Raw genomic sequence first — 16428 nt, 5'->3', positions numbered from 1 at the left:
CGGAACTGCGCGAGGCATGCCCCGTTGGCCTCCCTTCGTCGTTTGCAGGCTGAAAACTGGGGGGGCTTGCGACCGGCTTCGCTTTGGGGAACAACCTGCGATGCTTCTCTTACTTGTAATCCGCCGGGTTCTTGCTGGACGAGCCGGTCGTGTTCTCCTCGTTGCGCAGCTCGCGTCCGAAACGGACGGCTGTCTCGCCGAAACGATTCTTCACGAGGTCGGTTGCCTCGATGAGACCGCGACGCTTGCACTTGTCGCGCACGACAGGCTCAACGTCGCCTGTCGACGGTGCGGCTTCGGTTACGTCGAACAGGCTCTCCTGCACAGCACCCTCTTCCTCGAAGCCGCTCATACCCACGCCGATGAGCCGCACAGGCGTACCGGGCCGCCATACCTCGTCTATCATACGGTACAAAAGGGGCGTGTACGCCAGCTCGTCATCGCTCGGCTCGATCAGCTGTCGCTGCACCGATCGCACGCTCAGATCGTCGAACTTTACGCGGAGGGCCAGCGTGCGGCCGCGGAGGCCCTTGCGCCGCAGGCGCCGGCCTACCTTCGCAGCCATGGTGGCTATAGCCGCCTCCACATCCTGGCGTTTCGTGAGGTCATGAGCGAACGTCATCTCGTTCGACACCGATTTCACCTCGTCGTCCTGCTCGACAGGCGCGTCATCGCCGCCGTTGGCCCGCACGTGCATCACGCGCCCCAGCTTGCCGAACACGCGCTCGAGCATGCGCAGGTCGGCGTCGGCCAGCTGCCCGAGCGTGCAGATACCGCGCGATCTCAGCTTCTCCTCGGCCGCCGCGCCGATCCCGCTCATCGTGCGCACGGGCAACGGCGCCAAAAAGTCGCGCTCGCCGCCGGGGTACACCAAGGTCAAGCCCCGCGGCTTGTCCATGTCGGAGGCGATCTTCGCGATAGTCTTCGACGTGCCAACGCCGATCGAGCACGTCACGCCCTGTTCCTCCACGCGGCGCTGGATGCGCTCTGCCACCCGCGCCGGATGCTCGCGGTTCACCGCGGTTGGCGTGACATCGAGGAACGCCTCGTCGATGCTCACCTGCTGCACGTGCGGCGTTTCGGCACGAAGGATTCCCATAATGGCATCGGACATCTCGCGGTAGCGGTCGAAGTGCCCATGCGTCCAGATGGCATCGGGACAGAGGCGCTTGGCCGTGGAGGACGGCATGGCGCTTCGCACGCCGAAGGGGCGCGCTTCGTAGGATGCCGTGGATACCACGCCGTGCTTGTCGGGATCGCCCCCCACGATGACGGGCTTGCCGCGCCAAGCAGGATGGTCGAGTTGCTCGACCGAAGCGAAAAACGCATCGAGATCCACGAGCAGGATAGCGGGCCCCTCCCAGGGATCAAGCGGCGGCAGCCCGCCGCCGACGGCAGGTTCTTCGAAACGCGTATGCTGAAATCTATCGGTCATTGCCTGAATAAGTCTACCATGCGCGGCTCGCATGCAACCAATTTGTGCTAGGATATGGATTCTCGTCCCGCTTCCGGGGCGTGAGCATTGCAAGCGAGACCGCACACCCGCTAGCTGGAACATCCCTCCGGTTCAGACATCGAGCTCATCTGCGGTCCGACAAGGACATGCCGGAAAGGAGAGACGATGCGAGCCGATGCGCGTCCCAACGTGCGCGACTGCGTGACCGCACTGCCTGAGCAGCTGCTCTCCCCTCCTTACGAGCTCCGCACTGAGATGAACTGGATAGACTTCTCAGGCACGGCCAATCCACTCGGCACGCCTCCCTCGTTTATTGAGGCTATGAAGTGCGCGTTGGAGGCCGGAGAGTTGAACTACCCTCCCGATCGCGAGGCTCATGCGCTCAGAAGCGTGCTCGCACGCAAGTTCGGGCTTCCCGTCGGGTCGTTTCTCGTGGGTTCCACCGTTGGCGACATGGTGCGCGCCGTCGCTCAAACCTATCAGCCCTGCACCGTGGGCGTCGCCGTGCCGGGACCGGTCGAGTACGCCCTCGCCGCAGGAAACGCCGGGCACCGCGTCGTGGACATCGCCAGCCCTGCAGGCTTCGTGGTGCCCGACCCCTCGGCCGCCGAGCGCTGCGGCATCGAATTCGACGCGGCTGTGCTGGCCAATCCAGGATACCCGACAAGTCGCCTCTTGCCGGTGCCGACGCTTCTCGCATATCTGAAGTCCTGCACCTGGGTGGTAGTCGACGAGCGCTCGATCGAACTCACGCTCGGCGGGGAGAGCATGGTGCCGCTCGTGTCCGAGCATCGCAACCTCATCGTGGTGCGATCGCTCTGCGAGCCATTCGCCATGCCGGGCATTCCCGTGAGTTACTGCATCGCCCATACCGATACCATCGCTCAGATCGCGCGCTTCTACGACAGTTCCGGCGTTCCGATGTTCGCCGAGGTCATAGGAGAGCTTGCACTCGCCGAGACCGAGCACCTGGAACGAACGCGCGAGTTCCTAGACGCCGAGATCCCCTGGATGCAGTGCATGCTTAACCTCATTCCAGGCATCGACATCTTTCCCGCCGAGGCGAACTATGTCATGTGCACCTTCGACGGCGGATCGGATCTCGATCTAGGCGTCTCGAGCACCGACGAGCTGGCAAGTCGCCTTCAACTCGCCGGCTTCCTCATCCGCAAGCTTGAGAGCACGACCGGTCTGGACGAGCGGTTCTTCTGCGTGGCTGTTCGCACGCGCGCCGACAACGAGAAGCTCATCGCTGCGCTTCGCGAAATCATCATACGGCGTTGAGTCGGAGTGCTTGCAGCGTCTGATCCGAATGCCCGGCTACGCCGGTATCGACTGCACGAGGGGGATGCGCAGCGTCGCACAGGCCCCTGTTCCATCCTCTCGGTTCGCCAGATCGAGCCTTCCTCCATGGCGCTGCGCGATGGAGGCCGCAATGGACAGACCCAATCCACTATGGTCGCCAACCGTACGTGCCGAATCTCCGCGCCAAAAGCGCTCGACGGCATGCACGAGGGCCTGCGCCGAAAAGCCGGGTCCTTCGTCTCTCACGCGAATTGAGAGCATTGCGGAATCGGAAGCTCCGTGCGTTCGGACTGCGCTCCCTTCTACCTGAACACTGCCGCCCGCGCCGCCGTTCCCGCCATACTCATCCGCCGGCTCATCGTAAGCTGGCGCTGCCGGATCCTCGACCGTGAAAGAGAGTTCGACCGTCGAGTCTGCAGGCGCATGATCCACGGCGTTCGCCACAAGATTCATGACAGCGCGCGCGAGCAGCTCCTCGTCACCTGGAACGCTCTCCGGTAGCGCACGCTCGTTGTACGAGAGCCTGACTCGCCCCGTCGCCGCAAGCGCCTCGGCCTGTCTGCACATATCGGCCGCGAACGGACGCAGTGCCAGCTTCGATCGGATCCTGCCGTCCTTGTCCTGATCATCCGCAGCGACAGACACCTCCAGAAGCGCCGTGAGCATCCGCTGCATCTGAGTGCAGCCCGCGGCCGCATCGATCGCGCATGCACGCGCCTCCACGCCCAGGTCTTCTTCCAAAAGCATGTCCAAGTTGCCGCGCACCACGGTGAGCGGAGTCTTCAAATCATGAGCGAGCGCAGCCACCTGGTCGCGTTGACGCCGTTCTGAACGCCAGCGTGCATCGAGCGATTCCTCAAGTGAGCTTCGCATGCGCTCCATAGCCGCGAGCACCATGTCGATCTCCTTCACGTTGCTGCTGCCCACGTCAAAATCCAGATCTCGATCCTCAATGCGCCCTGCAGCCCGGACGAGGGGATCCATTTTCCGCTGCAGCACGTGCGAGGCACGCGCGGCGATACCGACGAGCGCGACGAGCGACAGCAGGGCGAACAAGGCGAGAAGCAGGTTCTGCGGGTTAGGCAGCGCATCACGCACCTCCTTCGATACGAACTGAGGCAGATAGTCGTGCATCAGCACGCACACCGATCCGTCAGCCAGTTCGACCGGATCATAACGGGTCGTACTGAGCGCCCCGTACTCGACGGACAAGCCATCAAACGCAGCGGCGTGCATCGCTTCCTGGGTGCTCTCGGACGCATCTCCGGCTACGTACGCACCGTCTGCCGCGAACACAGCCCAGCGGAAGCTCGACGGTACCGCACCATCGATCGCCTCCACGTCGTTCGAACCAAGCGGGGCGAGACGTTCCGATGTCTCCGCGAGCATCGTGTCGCCGTAGTTGGCCGGATACGCGACGCCCGTCTCCAAGAGCAGACCAAATGCGATGTACACGCACAGCGCGAGCGCGATGGTCACCGCCAGCACATAGAAGAAGTAGCGTAGGATGAGCGCGCTCAGGGGGAAACGCAGACCGCGCTTCGCGCCCGCCGCCTTGGAATCCGGGGCTGCGGCAGGATCGACCATGCCCGACCAAAAGGACGCACGGCCAGCGTCGTCGCAACGCACTTTCGTTACAGATTCCATGCGTACCCCATCCCCCACACCGTGCGCAGCGGATCGACACCGCGCTCCTTGAACTTCGCCCGCAGATTGCCCACGTGCACCGGCACGGATGCTCCTTTCGCACCGACGTCCCAGCCGAAGGCCGACTCGGCAATCTGATCGCGCGAGAACACCTGACCGGGATGACGTGCCAAGAACTCGCAGATAGCGTACTCGCTCGGCGTGAGCGCCACCTCGGCTCCTGCGACGTAAGCCATCCTCGATCCCAGGTCAAGCCGCACATCGTCGAACGTGAGCGCATGAGTGCGCTCTCGTCGCTCGCGCCGAAGATGCGCCGCCACCTTTGCGCGCAGCTCGGCCGCGCCGAAGGGCTTGCGCATGTAGTCGTCCGCGCCCACGCCCAGACCGAACACGGCATCCTCCTCCGCGGCCTTCGCCGTGAGGAACACGATGGGCGCATCCGTGCGCTGACGGACGATGCGGCACAGCTCGAAACCGTCCATGCCGGGCATCATCACATCGAGCAGCACGAGGTCGTAGCGCTCGGGATGCGCAGCGAGCGCCTCCTCGGCGCACGCCGCGCAGCGTACGTCGTGGCCGTCCTTGATCAGCACGCGCGCAAGCAGGTTCCTGATCGCCGGCTCATCGTCCACCGCCAGTATCCGCGCCATCCGCGATCTCCTTCCTATCGCCGCCGAGTGTAACATGGGTCCTCGTTTCCGTACCCGCCCGAATCTCGATCCTGCATTGTCGTCCGAAGAGCGCGATTTCTCCCGCGGCAACCAGCATCGGGCAACGATGCGGACGAAGCGGGTACGCTCTATTCCCCGCCGCGCCGGCCTTCGAAACGGTTCGCGCAGGCCAGCACCGCGGCTGCCACGACGGCCGTCAGGACGACGCATGCGAGCGCCACCGTTATCCAGGCCGACGCGAGCGCCCGGGCCTGGCCGGCCGCGCCCATCGCCGAGGCGATGGATGCCTCGAGGGGCAGCGTCGCCAGGCGAGACGGCCAGGCGAACGGCACGAGCGCGGCCGCCTCGACGCCCAGCGCGCCCGACAGCGTTCCCGTCACCAGCCCGTTCGCCAGCCCGCCGAGCAGCGCCATCGCGGCGATGAACCCGAGCGCTCCCAGGCCGATGGACGCGTTGCGCCCCCACTTCAGCGCCACGATCAGGAAGACCGCGTACGAGCACGCGCTTCCCAGCGCGATGCCCAGCACGGCCAGCGCGAGGGCCGGAAGCTCCGGCATCGGGCGCCCGGCCAGCGCCAAAGCCGCGCAGAACAGCACCGCCGCCCAGGCAGCCGCCGCAAGGCCGAGCCCCAAAAGCGCGACGATCTTCGCCGCGAGCGCGCTTCTGCGCGACGACACGCCCAAGAGGTTCGCCGCCTCGCCCGCCCGCTGCTCCGCGTCGGCCGCCAGCCCGCACGAGATGCCCGCCAAAAGCGGCGCGCCGGCGCCGAGCAGCTGGAAGAACGCGTCGGTCCCCATGAGCGAATCCCAGGCCGAGAACGCGAAGTACGCGCCCGCCAGCCCGCCGAGGACCGTCGCCAACACCGCATGGAGCCACACGAGGGGCGAGCGGCGCAGCCGCGCAGCCTCCGAGCGCAGCGCGTGCGCGAACGTCACCCGCGCCATCATGCGGCCTCGCGCTTCGAGAACCACGCCGCCCCGGCGATGGCGAGCGCCGCGAACAGGGCGAGGGCCACCGCGATGCCGAGCACGGCGTCCCCGCCGAAGGTGCCGAGCGCGTCCCCTGCCTCGAGCGGCACGCCCGAAGGCGCCACTCCCAAGAGCGGCGCTACCGCGCACAGCGTCGTGGCCGGGGGAAACGCGAACCACGCGCCCGACGTCCACAGCGCGATGCCCACGCCCACCTGCGCCAAAGCCGGAATCGCGATGCCGGCGAGCGTGCCGAAGCGCAGGGTCAGCGCGAGCGCGGCGGGAACCATCCACGAGCTGGCGAGGGTCAGCAGGACCGCCGCGGCCAGCCCCTCGGCGAAGCTCGGCCCCTCGGCGCCGAGCGCCGTGAGCACCGTCGAGCAGGCGAGCACGACGAGGTTCGCCCCCAGCACGAGCGCGAGCGCGTAGGCCACCTTGGCCCACCACGTGCGCGCCGGCGGCAGCGGAAGCCCGAGCACCGGGCGCAGCTTCTGCCGCGCGTCGAGGTTCGCGATGGACGCGCAGATGAGCGCGATGGCCACCGGCATCATGAGCGCGTACCAGTAGTTCCACAAGCACGTCGCGATGCCGCCGATGGCGCCCGTGCCCGGGATCACGCCCGAGGACAGCACGCCCAGCGCGCAGAACGGCAGCGGCGCGATGAGCGCCACCTTGCGCGGGGCGCTGCGGCGGCCCTTGAGCACCTCCGCCTTGAACACGGAGGGAAACGTTCCCGCTTCGGCTCCCATCATGCCACCGCCTTCCCCATGCACACGTCCATGAACAGCCTCTCCAGATCGACGCCCGCGTCGAGCGGCGCCTCGAAGGCCAGCCGGCCCTCCACGATGATGCCGACGAGGTCGGCCACGTGCTCCACTTCGTTCAAGATATGGCTCGACAGCACCACGGTGATGCCGCGCTCCGGGAACGACCGGATGAGCGCGCGCAGCTCCTGGATGCCCACCGGGTCGAGGCCGTTCGTCGGCTCGTCGAGGATGAGCAGGCGCGGGCTGCCCACGAGCGCGAGCGCGATGCCGAGGCGCTGCTTCATGCCGAGCGAGAACTGCCCCGCCCGCTTCGAGCCCGTATGGGCGAGCTCCACCGTGGCCAACGCCTCGTCGATGCGGCTCTCGGGCACGCCCAGGAGCGTCGTGCGCACGCGCAGGTTCTCGCGCGCGGTGAGGTTGTCGTAGAGCGGCGGCGTCTCGATGAGCGCGCCGATGCCGTCGAGGTCGGCACGCGTCCACGGGCGCCCCGCGAAGGCGATGCTGCCCGACGTGGGGCGCAGCATGCCGCACACCATTTTAAGCAGCGTCGACTTCCCCGCGCCGTTCGGCCCCAAAAGGCCGTACACCGAGCCCTCCGGCACGTGCAGCGACACATGGTCGACCGCCGCCTGTCCCTTGAACGTCTTCGTGAGCGCGTTCGTTTCCAGCATATATGCCATTCGTTTTCCTTTCTCTAGCTTCGAGAACAGGATGCGCCTCGTTTCTAAAGATTCGTTAAAGGATGGGGAAGCTTTCCTGAACATATGCTCTCCCTTGCGCGCAAAGGAGAGCATGCGCGCTGCAAAGCGTCCTCTTGTCACGCGATTCCGTACGCGCTGTACGCGTCATCCTGATCCTACGTCAAGGCTCTGGCGTGCCGGCCGCCTGCTCGCGTTATACTGATCTCGTATCGTCGCGCGATCCCGGGAGGATGAAACCGCATGGCCTTTTTGCGCCCCGATTTAGTTTTGGCCGAGAAGGTGCTCGCCATAGGCGGCCTTGTTGCGTTGTTCGGGGGGTTCGCAGCGCTCATATATGGGGAGTTCGCCCCTTCCGTGGGATTCCAAGGCCTCGTCGACCAGGGCATCGGCGGCGCGGGCTTTTTGGCCATGGGGGCCGGCGTTCTTTGCTTCGTGCCACTCGTCGCGCGCGACCCATGGCGCGCGCGTCCGCGCACCTCGGAGGGGCGACGCATGGCACGGCGCAAGGCAGCGCGGGAGGCGGGCATCATCGCGCTCAACCTCGTATGCTACGTCGGCACGGCGTTCGTCGCGCTCGGTGCCCTTACCGCGCTCGACCGCGCGCCGATAGCCGCAGGCGCGACGTTCGTGCTCTGCGTCGCCACGTTTCTACTGTACCGACGGCACCGCAAGAGGAACCGCCAAACATACGAACTGATCAAGCCTATCGGCATCGTGCTCGTTATGCTCGCGTTCAGCGCGGCGGCGGCAACAGCGGGCGGCCTGCAGGCTTCGCGCGCGGCCGCCGACACCCTCGAAGGCCCTCGAAAGCAGACATGCGTCCTGAGCGGATTCGACGAGCACCGCCCCACTGGCCGCTTCGCTTCACTGAGCACCGCGGAGCTCGTCGTCGAATTCATCGGAGAGGACGGCCAATCTGTGCGCCTGTCCATCAAGGAACAGGACCGCGCCGTGCTCCGGCAGATTGTGGACGCCAACGGCATTGCGCGCATTACATACTATCCCCGCACCGGCGTGTTCGTAGACGCCGAGCCTCTCGGGGAGAACCGCGCAACCGACGGCATCTCAGGGGCAAGTTGAGAGATCCTGCCGGTGGCCCTTCCGCATGCATTAACGAACAGCCGGCGCTTTGGAGTACAATGCGGGGGCTACGTCACCGAAGCGAAGGAGCGGACGTCCTATGAGAGAAATAAACGCAGGCGAGATCGACCGCAACGTGTTCGATCTCATCGGCTCGGACTGGATGCTAGTCGCGGCGGGCGACGAGCGACGAGCGAACGCCATGACGGCGAGCTGGGGCGGCCTCGGCGTCGTCTGGGGAAGGCCGGCCGCTACCATCTACCTGCGCCCGCAGCGCTACACGAAGGAGTTCGTCGACGTACAGAGCACCTTCTCGCTGAGCTTCTTCGGCGAAGGCTACCGCGATGCGCTCAAGTACTTCGGCAGCGTGTCGGGACGCGATGAGGAGAAGATCGCGAAATCAGGCCTTTCGACGGCGTTCGCCGACGGCACGCCGTACTTCACCGAGGCCTCGCTCGTGTTCGTCTGCCGCAAAGCCTACGCGCAGCCGCTCGAAGAGGGCTGCTTCGTCGACAATCAGGCCATAAGCGCATGGTACCCGCAAAAGGACTTCCACACGCTCTACATCGGATCTATCGAAAAGGTGCTGGTCCAAGACTGACGTGGCGCCGCATCGAGTATGGTCGCTTTGCGCAGCCGTTGCGCAAAGCGACCACATGCCTGCATCCTGCGCTGCACGCAACAACCCGCGCCTTTGACAAGGCGGTTGCGCCGCCGCATCGTGCGCCGCCCGCACCGCTCTCCTTGCATCTCCACGCGGTTGCTCGATTTTTTCCGGATTTTCTCCCGATCGCCTGTCACGAAGCCGCTCGCACTCGTGTCTAATGAATGTAGGAGGTGCAAATCATGACAGACGAGACCGTATCGCTTGACGCCGCGCTCGCAGGAGACGAGGCGGCTTTGGAAGAACTGCTCGCACGTGTGCAGGACGATGTGTTCAATCTCGCGCTCAGAATGCTCGGCACGGTGCCCGACGCCGAAGACGCAACCCAGGAGGTGCTGATAAAGGCCATCACGCGGCTTTCGAGCTTCCGAAGGGAGAGCTCGTTTTCCACCTGGGTGTACCGCATCGCGCTCAACCACCTGGCGACATACCGCAAGGGCCTGTTCGCACGATTCCCGGTAAGCTTCGACATCTACAGCGAGGACATCGTCAGCGGCCGCGAACGAGACGTGCCCGACCTCTCGGGCAGCGTGGACCGCGACCTGCTTGCGCGCGAATTGAAGCTGTCGTGCATGAACGGCATGCTGCAGTGCCTGGACGCCGAGGGGCGCAGCGCGTTCGTGCTGGGCACCATGTTCAAGCTGGACAGCCGCGTGGCGGCCGATGCGCTGGGCATCACGCCCGAAGCGTACCGCAAGCGCCTCTCGCGCGCGCGGGCCCGCATGGCGGAGTTCCTCTCGACGTACTGCAGCGCAGCCGGCAGCGATGCGTGCCGCTGCGAACGTCGCATCGACTACGCCATCGCGACGAAGCGCATCGATCCTGTCCGTCTCGATTGGCAAAACCTGAAGCGCGTCGAAGAAGCTCCGGACGGCGAGCGTATCGGCGAACCGGCGAGCGAAAGCAGCGCGCACGCCGGCGACGTCGAAACGAGGACCGATGCGATGGAGAGGCTCGACGACGCAGCCGGGTTGTTCGCCTCGCTTCCACGCTATCGCTGCCCGGACGGGGCCGCCTCGTTCATCAAAGACCTCATTGCATCCGGCGACTTCAAGCAGGCCGTCGGAGACCGACCCGAAAGGAGCGCACGACCATGGACATGCAAGGAGCATTAGCGTACCTGTCCGACCTCGAACACAACAACAACCGCACGTGGTTCCACGACACGAAAGCGCGGCGCGACGAAGCGCAGCAGGCCTTCGAGGCGCTCTTATCCGACCTCATGGAGCGCATCGGCGCGTTCGATCCGTCCGTTTTGGGCCGCGATCCGAAATCGCTCACGTTCAAATTCCCGCGCGACACGCGCTTCTCGCACGATAAGTCGCCCTACAACCCCTCGCTGCGCGCGCATATCGGCCCGGCCGGAAAGCTGCCCGTGCCGGTAGGGTACTACCTCATGATCCAGCCCGACGGCCGGTCGTTCCTCGGCGGGGGATTGTTCGCCGGCATGTTCAAGGACGCGACCGCCCGCGTGCGCCGTGCGATCGCCGAGCGGGGCGACGAATGGGAGGCCCTCATCGCCGATCCTGCGGGTGTCGGCTGCTTCACCGTGGAAGGCGAAGCGCTCAAACGAGTGCCGCAAGAGTTCGATCCCGATCATCCGCAAGGCTCCTGGCTCAAGCACAAGAGCTGGTACATCGAACATCACGTGCCCGACGAAGAGGTGTCCGCGACCGGCTTCGTCGACGCTGCGGCGGCGACGTTCGAGCGCATGCAGCCTCTCAATGCGTTCCTTAATCGAGCGCTCGAGGGCTTCGAGATGCCGGCGCGGTAGCGCGTCGATCGCCGCAGGCCGCTGCGGGCGGCTGCGACGAACGCGGATGCGGACTGCGGGACGCGCATGGCCTCGCAGTCCGCATCTCGCGAGCGCCACACGTCGAATGCCAGCCTCGGCGTTCGATGCCGCCGCACGCCGAATGCCCGCCGGACGTCGCCAGCCGGCTCCAGCATTCGACCCCGGCGTCGACGTCCGCTCGATTGGATCAGGAACGCGAAAGGTCTCTATTCGACGCTGGCCACTTCGTAGCCAGCCTCCACGACGGCCCTGGTCAGCGCTTCCGCATCCACGTCGCGCGCGAGCTTGGCGACAGCGGTCTTCGCACCGAGGTCGACGACGGCCTCCTTTACACCCTCCACGCCTTCGAGGGCCTTCTTCACGTGGGCGACGCAGTGCTGGCACATCATGCCTTCGACATGCAGGGTCTTCTCCATAGCGATCTCCTTTTCGTTGGGGGTTTCATCGGGGGTTTCTTTGGGGTCCGCGGCCTCGCCGGGGTCGCCGCCTTCGACGGGCGAGCTCGCGGGAGCGCCCGTCGGCACCTTGGGGAGGTTGGGCTTCCAGCCGCGCAGGCGCAGGGCGTTCGACACCACGCACACCGAGCTCAGGCTCATGGCGGCCGCGGCGATCATAGGGTTGAGGTTCAGGCCCATGAACGACAGCGCGCCGGCGGCCACGGGGATGCACACCGCGTTGTAGACGAGCGCCCAGAACAGGTTCTGCTTGATGTTGCGCAGCGTCGCGCGCGACAGCTGGATGGAGGCGGGCACGTCGAGCAGGTCGCTTCTCATGAGCACGATGTCGGCGCTCTCGATGGCCACGTCGGTGCCTGCCCCGATGGCGATGCCGACGTCGGCGCGCGCGAGCGCCGGGGCGTCGTTGATGCCGTCGCCCACCATGGCCACGCGGCCCTGCTCGGACAGGCGGCGGATCTCACGCTCCTTGCCGTCCGGCAGCACGCCGGCGATGACCTCGTCGGCGCCCACCTTGCGCTGGATGGCGGCGGCGGTGCGCTCGTTGTCGCCGGTCAGCATCACCGTGCGGATGCCCATGGCCTTGAGCTCGGCGAGGGCGGCGGCGCTCGAGGGCTTCACCGTGTCGGCCACGGCGATCACGCCCAGAAGCTCGCCGTCCTGAGCGAAGAAGAGCGGCGTCTTGCCCTCGTCGGCCTGCCGTCGCGCCTCCTCGGCGAACGCGCCCACGGCGACATTGCGGGCCTCCATCATGCGCAGGTTGCCGGCGCACGACGGATGGTCGTCGACAAGCGCTGCCACCCCTTCGCCGGGCACCTGCTTGAAGTCCTCCACGAGCAGCGGGTAGACATGACGGCTGCGCGCGTAGTCGCACACGGCGCGCGCGAGCGGGTGCTCGGATCGACCTTCGATGGACACCGCCAGCTCCAGCAGGCGCTCCTCGCCCACGCCCGGCGCCGGCATCACGTCGGTGACGCTCGGCGCGCCCTCGGTCACCGTGCCCGTCTTGTCGAGCACGACGGTCTTCACGTCGTGGGCGGTTTCCAGCGCCTCGGCCGACTTGATGAGGATGCCGCATGCCGCCCCGCGCCCGGTGCCCACCATGATGGCCGTGGGCGTGGCCAGGCCGAGCGCGCACGGGCACGAGATGACGAGCACGCTGATCGCGTGCGACAGGGCAACCTCGAGCGTCGAGCCGCCGAACATCCACACGGCGAACGTGACGACGGCGATGACGATGACCACGGGCACGAACACGCCCGATATCCTGTCGGCGATCTTCTCGATGGGCGCCTTCGTCGACGTGGCCTCGTCCACGAGCCGGATGATGCCCGCCAGCGTGGTGTCGTCGCCCACGCGATCGGCCCGCATGGTGAACCACCCGGTGCTGTTCACGGTGGCGCCGGTCACCGCGTCGCCGGGACGCTTGTCCACGGGCACGCTCTCGCCCGTGATCACCGACTCGTCCACCGTTCCCGAGCCCTCGAGCACGGTGCCGTCCACGGGGATGCCCTCGCCCGCGCGCACCGCCAGCACGTCGCCCGCGCGCACCTCTTCCACCGCGACGCGCTCCTCGCGGCCGTCCACGAGCCGCGTGGCCTCCTTGGGCGCGAGGTCCACGAGCTTCGCGATGGCGTCGGTGGTCTTGCCCTTCGCGCGCGCCTCGAAGTACTTGCCCAGCGTGATGAGCGTGAGGATCATGGCCGCCGACTCGAAGTACAGGTCCATCGCCGCCATATGCGAGGCGTGCAGGTCGCCCGCGCCCAGCGCGATGCCGATCTTGTAGATGGCGTAGATGCCGTACGCGGTGGCCGCCGTCGAGCCGAGGGCGATGAGCGAGTCCATGTTCGGCGCGCCGTGGGCGAGCGTTTTGAAGCCCACGCGGAAGAACTTGAAGTTGACGAACACGACGGGCAGCAACAGCAGGAACTGCGTGAACGCGAACGTCATCACGTTCGCGTCGCCCACGAAGAACCCGGGCAGCGGCCAGCCGAACATGTGCCCCATGGACAGGTAGAACAGCGGGATCGTGAACGCCGCGGACACGACGAGGCGCATGCGCACGCGCCTGGCCTCGGCGGCCGCGTCGGCCACGGGACGCGCCCCGGCCGCGCGGCTTCCGGCACCGGGAGCCTGCTGGCCCGTCGGGACGCGCGCGGCGGCGCCGTAGCCCGCCTTGTCGACGGCGGCCTCGACGGCGCTCGCGACGGCCGACGGCTCCGCGCCGTCGCGATACGTCACCTCCATGCTGTTCTTCAACAGGTTCACGGCGACGTCGGCCACGCCGGGCACGGCCCGGGCGGCCTTCTCCACGCGCGCGGAGCACGCCGCGCACGTCATGCCGGTCACATCGAATGCTTGCTTCACCTCATGCTCCTTCATGGACGTCATGGACGCCCGGCGCAAAGCGAACGGATGTTTCACGTGAAACATCTCGCCCGTCTTTCGCACGGCCTCCTCGGTTTATCGCGAGAACTTCTTCATGAGCTGCATCACTTCGTCGACGACCTCCACGTTGCCGCGCCTGATCTGCTCGACCACGCAGGTTTCCAGGTGGTTCTGCAGCATGAGGGCCGAAATGCTGTGGACGGCGCTTTCGGCGGCGGCGAGCTGCGTGAGCACGTCGCCGCAGTACCGGTTGTCGTCGATCATGGTCTTGATGCCGCCCAGCTGGCCGATGACGCGATTGAGCCGCTTCTGCAGATCGGCCTGCAGCTCCTCCGAGCGCGGCGTCTCCTTGCGACGGCAGCAGCCGCCGGCCTCTGCAGCCGGCAGGTTCTTCTCCGCCATGATGCTCCTTTCCTCTATACCCCGTGAGGGTATCTTAGCGCGAGTATATACCCCTTATGGGTATTGTCAATCCCACGACGCGCGAGCGGCGGGGCGCGCGGTGCTTGGCGGGCGGCGCAGGCGTAAGGCGCAAACCGGCCGTCATGCGAAGGACACCGCGCGGCAGCCTCTCGGTCGGCCGTGAACCGCTACACTGGAGACGTGCAGGAACGCGAGGGAGGAGTAGCCGATGTGCCGCCGTTTCATACCCGTCGACCGCGACGAAGTCGCGCGTATCGCCGCGGAGATCGAGCGCGACCTGGCCGATCACGCCGACGAGCTGGAATCGCTCGATCCGCTGGAGTCTTTCGAGGCGTACCTATCCGCGCCCGCGGGCGACGCTGCGCGGGCCTCCCGCGCGCAGGGAGCGCGCTGTGATGCGGCGACGCAGCTGTCGCTGTTCGACAACAGGCCCACCGCCCCGCCGGCTTCCGCGCCCCCGCCGCGCGCCGAGGCGCTCCCCTCGTCGGTGGTACCGCTCATCGTGGCCACAGGGGACGGATGCGGCCTCGCGGTCGCGCATATGGCCTGGGGATACGAGGTTCCATGGAAGAACGGGCCCGTATTCAACACGCGCATCGAGACGGCGCTGAAGGGTGAGGGCAGCATGTGGTCGCCGTCCTTCGCGCGCCGCCGCTGCCTGATACCCGCCTGGGGCTTCTACGAGTCGCACGCGTCCGAGACGGTGCCGAGCGAGCGCACCGGGCGCCCCGTGAAGCGCCAGTACGCCTTCGAGCCGCTCGACGGCGCGCCGCTCTTGCTGGCGGGCATCCACGATCGCGGCCGGTTCTCGCTCGTCACCACCGAGCCGAACGACGCGGTGGCTCCCGTGCACAACCGCATGCCGCTCGCGCTGGGGCCCGGCGAGCCCGCGCTGTGGCTGCGCGGCGTCTACGCGCCGCTGCTCGACCGCGGCGCCATCGAGCTGCGTGTCGCACCCGAGCGTTAGCGAACGTCGTCTCCGCGGAGACGATGCTCATGCGACGGCGAACCTCACCCCTTGCGGCGGCCAAGCAGGCAAGCCCGACAGCGCCTCCGCCCGCCCAAATGTTTCACGTGAAACATTTGTTCGCGATAAACGTGGCTCTTGTGGCGTTCATCGCGGGCCACGCAGCGTCGGACCCGGCATGCGCCGAGCCAGCGGACGCTACTTGCCGCGCTCGGACAGGAACAGACCCGCGATGGTCAGGGCCACGCCGGCGATGACGGGCGGCGTGAGCGGATCGCCCAGCACGGCCGCCGAGGCCAGCACGGTGAGCGCGGGCACGAGGTAGATGTACAGGCTCGTCTTCACGGGCCCCAGCTCCTTCACCGCCATGTTCCACGTCACGAAGCACAGCGCGCTGGCCCCCAGGCCCAAGAACACGAGGTTGCCCCACATCTCGGGCGCGGCGAGCGAGGCCCAGTCGGGCGAGAAGCCCAAAACGGGCAGCGTCGGAAGCATGAAAGCGAGGCCCCAGGCGAACGTGCGGCGCGTGACGAGGATGCTGTCGTAGCCGAACGTCGAGAGCTTCTTCGTCACGATGGAGTACGCGGCCCACGTGCCCGCCGCGGCCAGCGCCAGCGCCACGCCCACGAGCCCGGTCTGGCCGAGGCCGCCTTCCCCCGTAAGCCCCGCCGCGCCGCCCGAGAAGCTGACCAGGCACACGCCCGCCATGGCCACCGCGAAGCCCGCGAAGAACGGCGCGCGCAGCCGCTCCTTGAGCACGACGGCCGATGCGATGCCGGTGAACAGCGGAGCCGCCGCCACGACCACGCCCACGATGGAGGCCGTGGTGAACGTGAGCGCGATGTTCTCGAGCAGGTAGTACAGCGTGACGCCGGTGGCGCCCGCCAGCATGAACCAGCGCTCCTCCTTGAACCCCCGCACGCGCAGGATGCGCGGGCGCAGCAGGGCGAGCGCGGCGAAGCCGATCATGAAGCGGAAGAACAGGATCTCGATGGGTGCGAGGTGCACGAGCAGCACCTTCGTGGACACGAACGTCACGGCCCACACGAGCACGGTGACGAGCGCCAGCACGTGCCCGCGCACCGCCGGCCGCTGCTGCGTCTGCGCGTCGTCCGCTGCCCGGACGTCTGCCGCGACCATG

At 66.9% G+C, this 16428-nt stretch carries 15 protein-coding genes; 6 read left to right on the top strand and 9 right to left on the bottom strand.

The genetic code is table 11. The features are described 5' to 3' along the window. Positions 1 to 109: 109 nt before the first annotated feature. A complete protein-coding gene (gene dinB, locus C2L71_RS04465; RefSeq protein ID WP_103264569.1) occupies positions 110 to 1435 on the bottom strand; it encodes a DNA polymerase IV in 1326 nt (441 codons plus the stop codon). Between the two features lie 186 nt (positions 1436 to 1621). Between dinB and C2L71_RS04460 the strand changes: the two genes are divergently transcribed. Then, complete coding sequence (locus tag C2L71_RS04460; protein ID WP_103264568.1) at positions 1622 to 2740, top strand: pyridoxal phosphate-dependent aminotransferase; 1119 nt, start codon at positions 1622 to 1624, stop codon at positions 2738 to 2740. Positions 2741 to 2776: 36 nt separating this feature from the next. On the opposite strand, the gene C2L71_RS04455 is transcribed toward C2L71_RS04460, so the two are convergent. The 5 genes from C2L71_RS04455 to C2L71_RS04435 form a co-directional block, all read right to left on the bottom strand. Continuing rightward, positions 2777 to 4408: a sensor histidine kinase gene (locus C2L71_RS04455; RefSeq protein ID WP_239926348.1), complete on the bottom strand. Its 1632-nt coding sequence runs from the start codon at positions 4406 to 4408 to the stop codon at positions 2777 to 2779. After that, positions 4396 to 5058: a response regulator transcription factor gene (locus C2L71_RS04450; RefSeq protein ID WP_103264567.1), complete on the bottom strand. Its 663-nt coding sequence runs from the start codon at positions 5056 to 5058 to the stop codon at positions 4396 to 4398. Before C2L71_RS04450 ends, C2L71_RS04455 begins: the two co-directional genes overlap by 13 nt. 149 nt (positions 5059 to 5207) lie before the next feature. Then, entirely contained in the window at positions 5208 to 6026 is an 819-nt protein-coding gene (locus C2L71_RS04445; RefSeq protein ID WP_239926346.1) for an ABC transporter permease, read from the bottom strand. Next, positions 6023 to 6799, bottom strand: coding sequence for a lantibiotic immunity ABC transporter MutE/EpiE family permease subunit (locus tag C2L71_RS04440; RefSeq protein WP_103264565.1), 777 nt, complete (start codon positions 6797 to 6799; stop codon positions 6023 to 6025). Before C2L71_RS04440 ends, C2L71_RS04445 begins: the two co-directional genes overlap by 4 nt. Continuing rightward, positions 6796 to 7494, bottom strand: a complete 699-nt coding sequence (locus C2L71_RS04435) for a lantibiotic protection ABC transporter ATP-binding protein (protein ID WP_103264564.1) — start codon at positions 7492 to 7494, stop codon at positions 6796 to 6798. Before C2L71_RS04435 ends, C2L71_RS04440 begins: the two co-directional genes overlap by 4 nt. A 261-nt stretch (positions 7495 to 7755) precedes the next feature. On the opposite strand from C2L71_RS04435, the gene C2L71_RS04430 reads away from it, so the two are divergent. The 4 genes from C2L71_RS04430 to C2L71_RS04415 all read left to right on the top strand — a co-directional run bounded on the left by C2L71_RS04430 (position 7756) and on the right by C2L71_RS04415 (position 11033). After that, entirely contained in the window at positions 7756 to 8595 is an 840-nt protein-coding gene (locus C2L71_RS04430) for a hypothetical protein (RefSeq protein ID WP_103264563.1), read from the top strand. A 100-nt stretch (positions 8596 to 8695) separates the two neighbouring features. After that, the gene (locus tag C2L71_RS04425; protein WP_103264562.1) at positions 8696 to 9196 is read left to right on the top strand and encodes a flavin reductase family protein; all 501 of its coding nucleotides are present in this window, start codon (positions 8696 to 8698) and stop codon (positions 9194 to 9196) included. A 245-nt stretch (positions 9197 to 9441) separates the two neighbouring features. Beyond that, positions 9442 to 10374, top strand: a complete 933-nt coding sequence (locus C2L71_RS04420) for an RNA polymerase sigma factor (protein ID WP_103264561.1) — start codon at positions 9442 to 9444, stop codon at positions 10372 to 10374. Then, a complete protein-coding gene (locus C2L71_RS04415; protein ID WP_103264560.1) occupies positions 10353 to 11033 on the top strand; it encodes a DUF2461 domain-containing protein in 681 nt (226 codons plus the stop codon). The genes C2L71_RS04420 and C2L71_RS04415 overlap by 22 nt, the downstream gene beginning before the upstream one ends. A gap of 227 nt (positions 11034 to 11260) precedes the next feature. Here C2L71_RS04415 and C2L71_RS04410 read toward each other — a convergent pair whose 3' ends face one another. Continuing rightward, a complete protein-coding gene (locus C2L71_RS04410; RefSeq protein ID WP_103264665.1) occupies positions 11261 to 13876 on the bottom strand; it encodes a heavy metal translocating P-type ATPase in 2616 nt (871 codons plus the stop codon). A 96-nt stretch (positions 13877 to 13972) separates the two neighbouring features. After that, on the bottom strand, positions 13973 to 14299 hold the full coding sequence (locus C2L71_RS04405) for a metal-sensing transcriptional repressor (protein ID WP_103264559.1): 327 nt from the start codon (positions 14297 to 14299) through the stop codon (positions 13973 to 13975). A 229-nt stretch (positions 14300 to 14528) separates the two neighbouring features. Between C2L71_RS04405 and C2L71_RS04400 the strand changes: the two genes are divergently transcribed. Next, complete coding sequence (locus C2L71_RS04400) at positions 14529 to 15287, top strand: SOS response-associated peptidase family protein (protein ID WP_103264558.1); 759 nt, start codon at positions 14529 to 14531, stop codon at positions 15285 to 15287. A gap of 198 nt (positions 15288 to 15485) precedes the next feature. Here C2L71_RS04400 and C2L71_RS04395 read toward each other — a convergent pair whose 3' ends face one another. Next, a complete protein-coding gene (locus C2L71_RS04395) occupies positions 15486 to 16427 on the bottom strand; it encodes a DMT family transporter (RefSeq protein ID WP_103264557.1) in 942 nt (313 codons plus the stop codon). Position 16428 lies beyond the last annotated feature (1 nt).

This window comes from Enteroscipio rubneri, assembly GCF_002899715.1.
Lineage (GTDB): Bacteria > Actinomycetota > Coriobacteriia > Coriobacteriales > Eggerthellaceae > Enteroscipio > Enteroscipio rubneri.
The sequence above is the reverse complement of the archived record's forward strand: the minus strand, read 5'-3'. Positions and strand labels throughout refer to the sequence as shown.

What these genes read in the sequence shown, in the direction of transcription:
- dinB (WP_103264569.1), bottom strand. Translation starts at nt 1,435, where the DNA reads ATGACCGATAGATTTCAGCATACGCGTTTCGAAGAACCTGCCGTCGGC.
- C2L71_RS04460 (WP_103264568.1), top strand. Translation starts at nt 1,622, where the DNA reads ATGCGAGCCGATGCGCGTCCCAACGTGCGCGACTGCGTGACCGCACTG.
- C2L71_RS04455 (WP_239926348.1), bottom strand. Translation starts at nt 4,408, where the DNA reads ATGGAATCTGTAACGAAAGTGCGTTGCGACGACGCTGGCCGTGCGTCC.
- C2L71_RS04450 (WP_103264567.1), bottom strand. Translation starts at nt 5,058, where the DNA reads ATGGCGCGGATACTGGCGGTGGACGATGAGCCGGCGATCAGGAACCTG.
- C2L71_RS04445 (WP_239926346.1), bottom strand. Translation starts at nt 6,026, where the DNA reads ATGATGGCGCGGGTGACGTTCGCGCACGCGCTGCGCTCGGAGGCTGCG.
- C2L71_RS04440 (WP_103264565.1), bottom strand. Translation starts at nt 6,799, where the DNA reads ATGATGGGAGCCGAAGCGGGAACGTTTCCCTCCGTGTTCAAGGCGGAG.
- C2L71_RS04435 (WP_103264564.1), bottom strand. Translation starts at nt 7,494, where the DNA reads ATGGCATATATGCTGGAAACGAACGCGCTCACGAAGACGTTCAAGGGA.
- C2L71_RS04430 (WP_103264563.1), top strand. Translation starts at nt 7,756, where the DNA reads ATGGCCTTTTTGCGCCCCGATTTAGTTTTGGCCGAGAAGGTGCTCGCC.
- C2L71_RS04425 (WP_103264562.1), top strand. Translation starts at nt 8,696, where the DNA reads ATGAGAGAAATAAACGCAGGCGAGATCGACCGCAACGTGTTCGATCTC.
- C2L71_RS04420 (WP_103264561.1), top strand. Translation starts at nt 9,442, where the DNA reads ATGACAGACGAGACCGTATCGCTTGACGCCGCGCTCGCAGGAGACGAG.
- C2L71_RS04415 (WP_103264560.1), top strand. Translation starts at nt 10,353, where the DNA reads ATGGACATGCAAGGAGCATTAGCGTACCTGTCCGACCTCGAACACAAC.
- C2L71_RS04405 (WP_103264559.1), bottom strand. Translation starts at nt 14,299, where the DNA reads ATGGCGGAGAAGAACCTGCCGGCTGCAGAGGCCGGCGGCTGCTGCCGT.
- C2L71_RS04400 (WP_103264558.1), top strand. Translation starts at nt 14,529, where the DNA reads ATGTGCCGCCGTTTCATACCCGTCGACCGCGACGAAGTCGCGCGTATC.
- C2L71_RS04395 (WP_103264557.1), bottom strand. Translation starts at nt 16,427, where the DNA reads ATGGTCGCGGCAGACGTCCGGGCAGCGGACGACGCGCAGACGCAGCAG.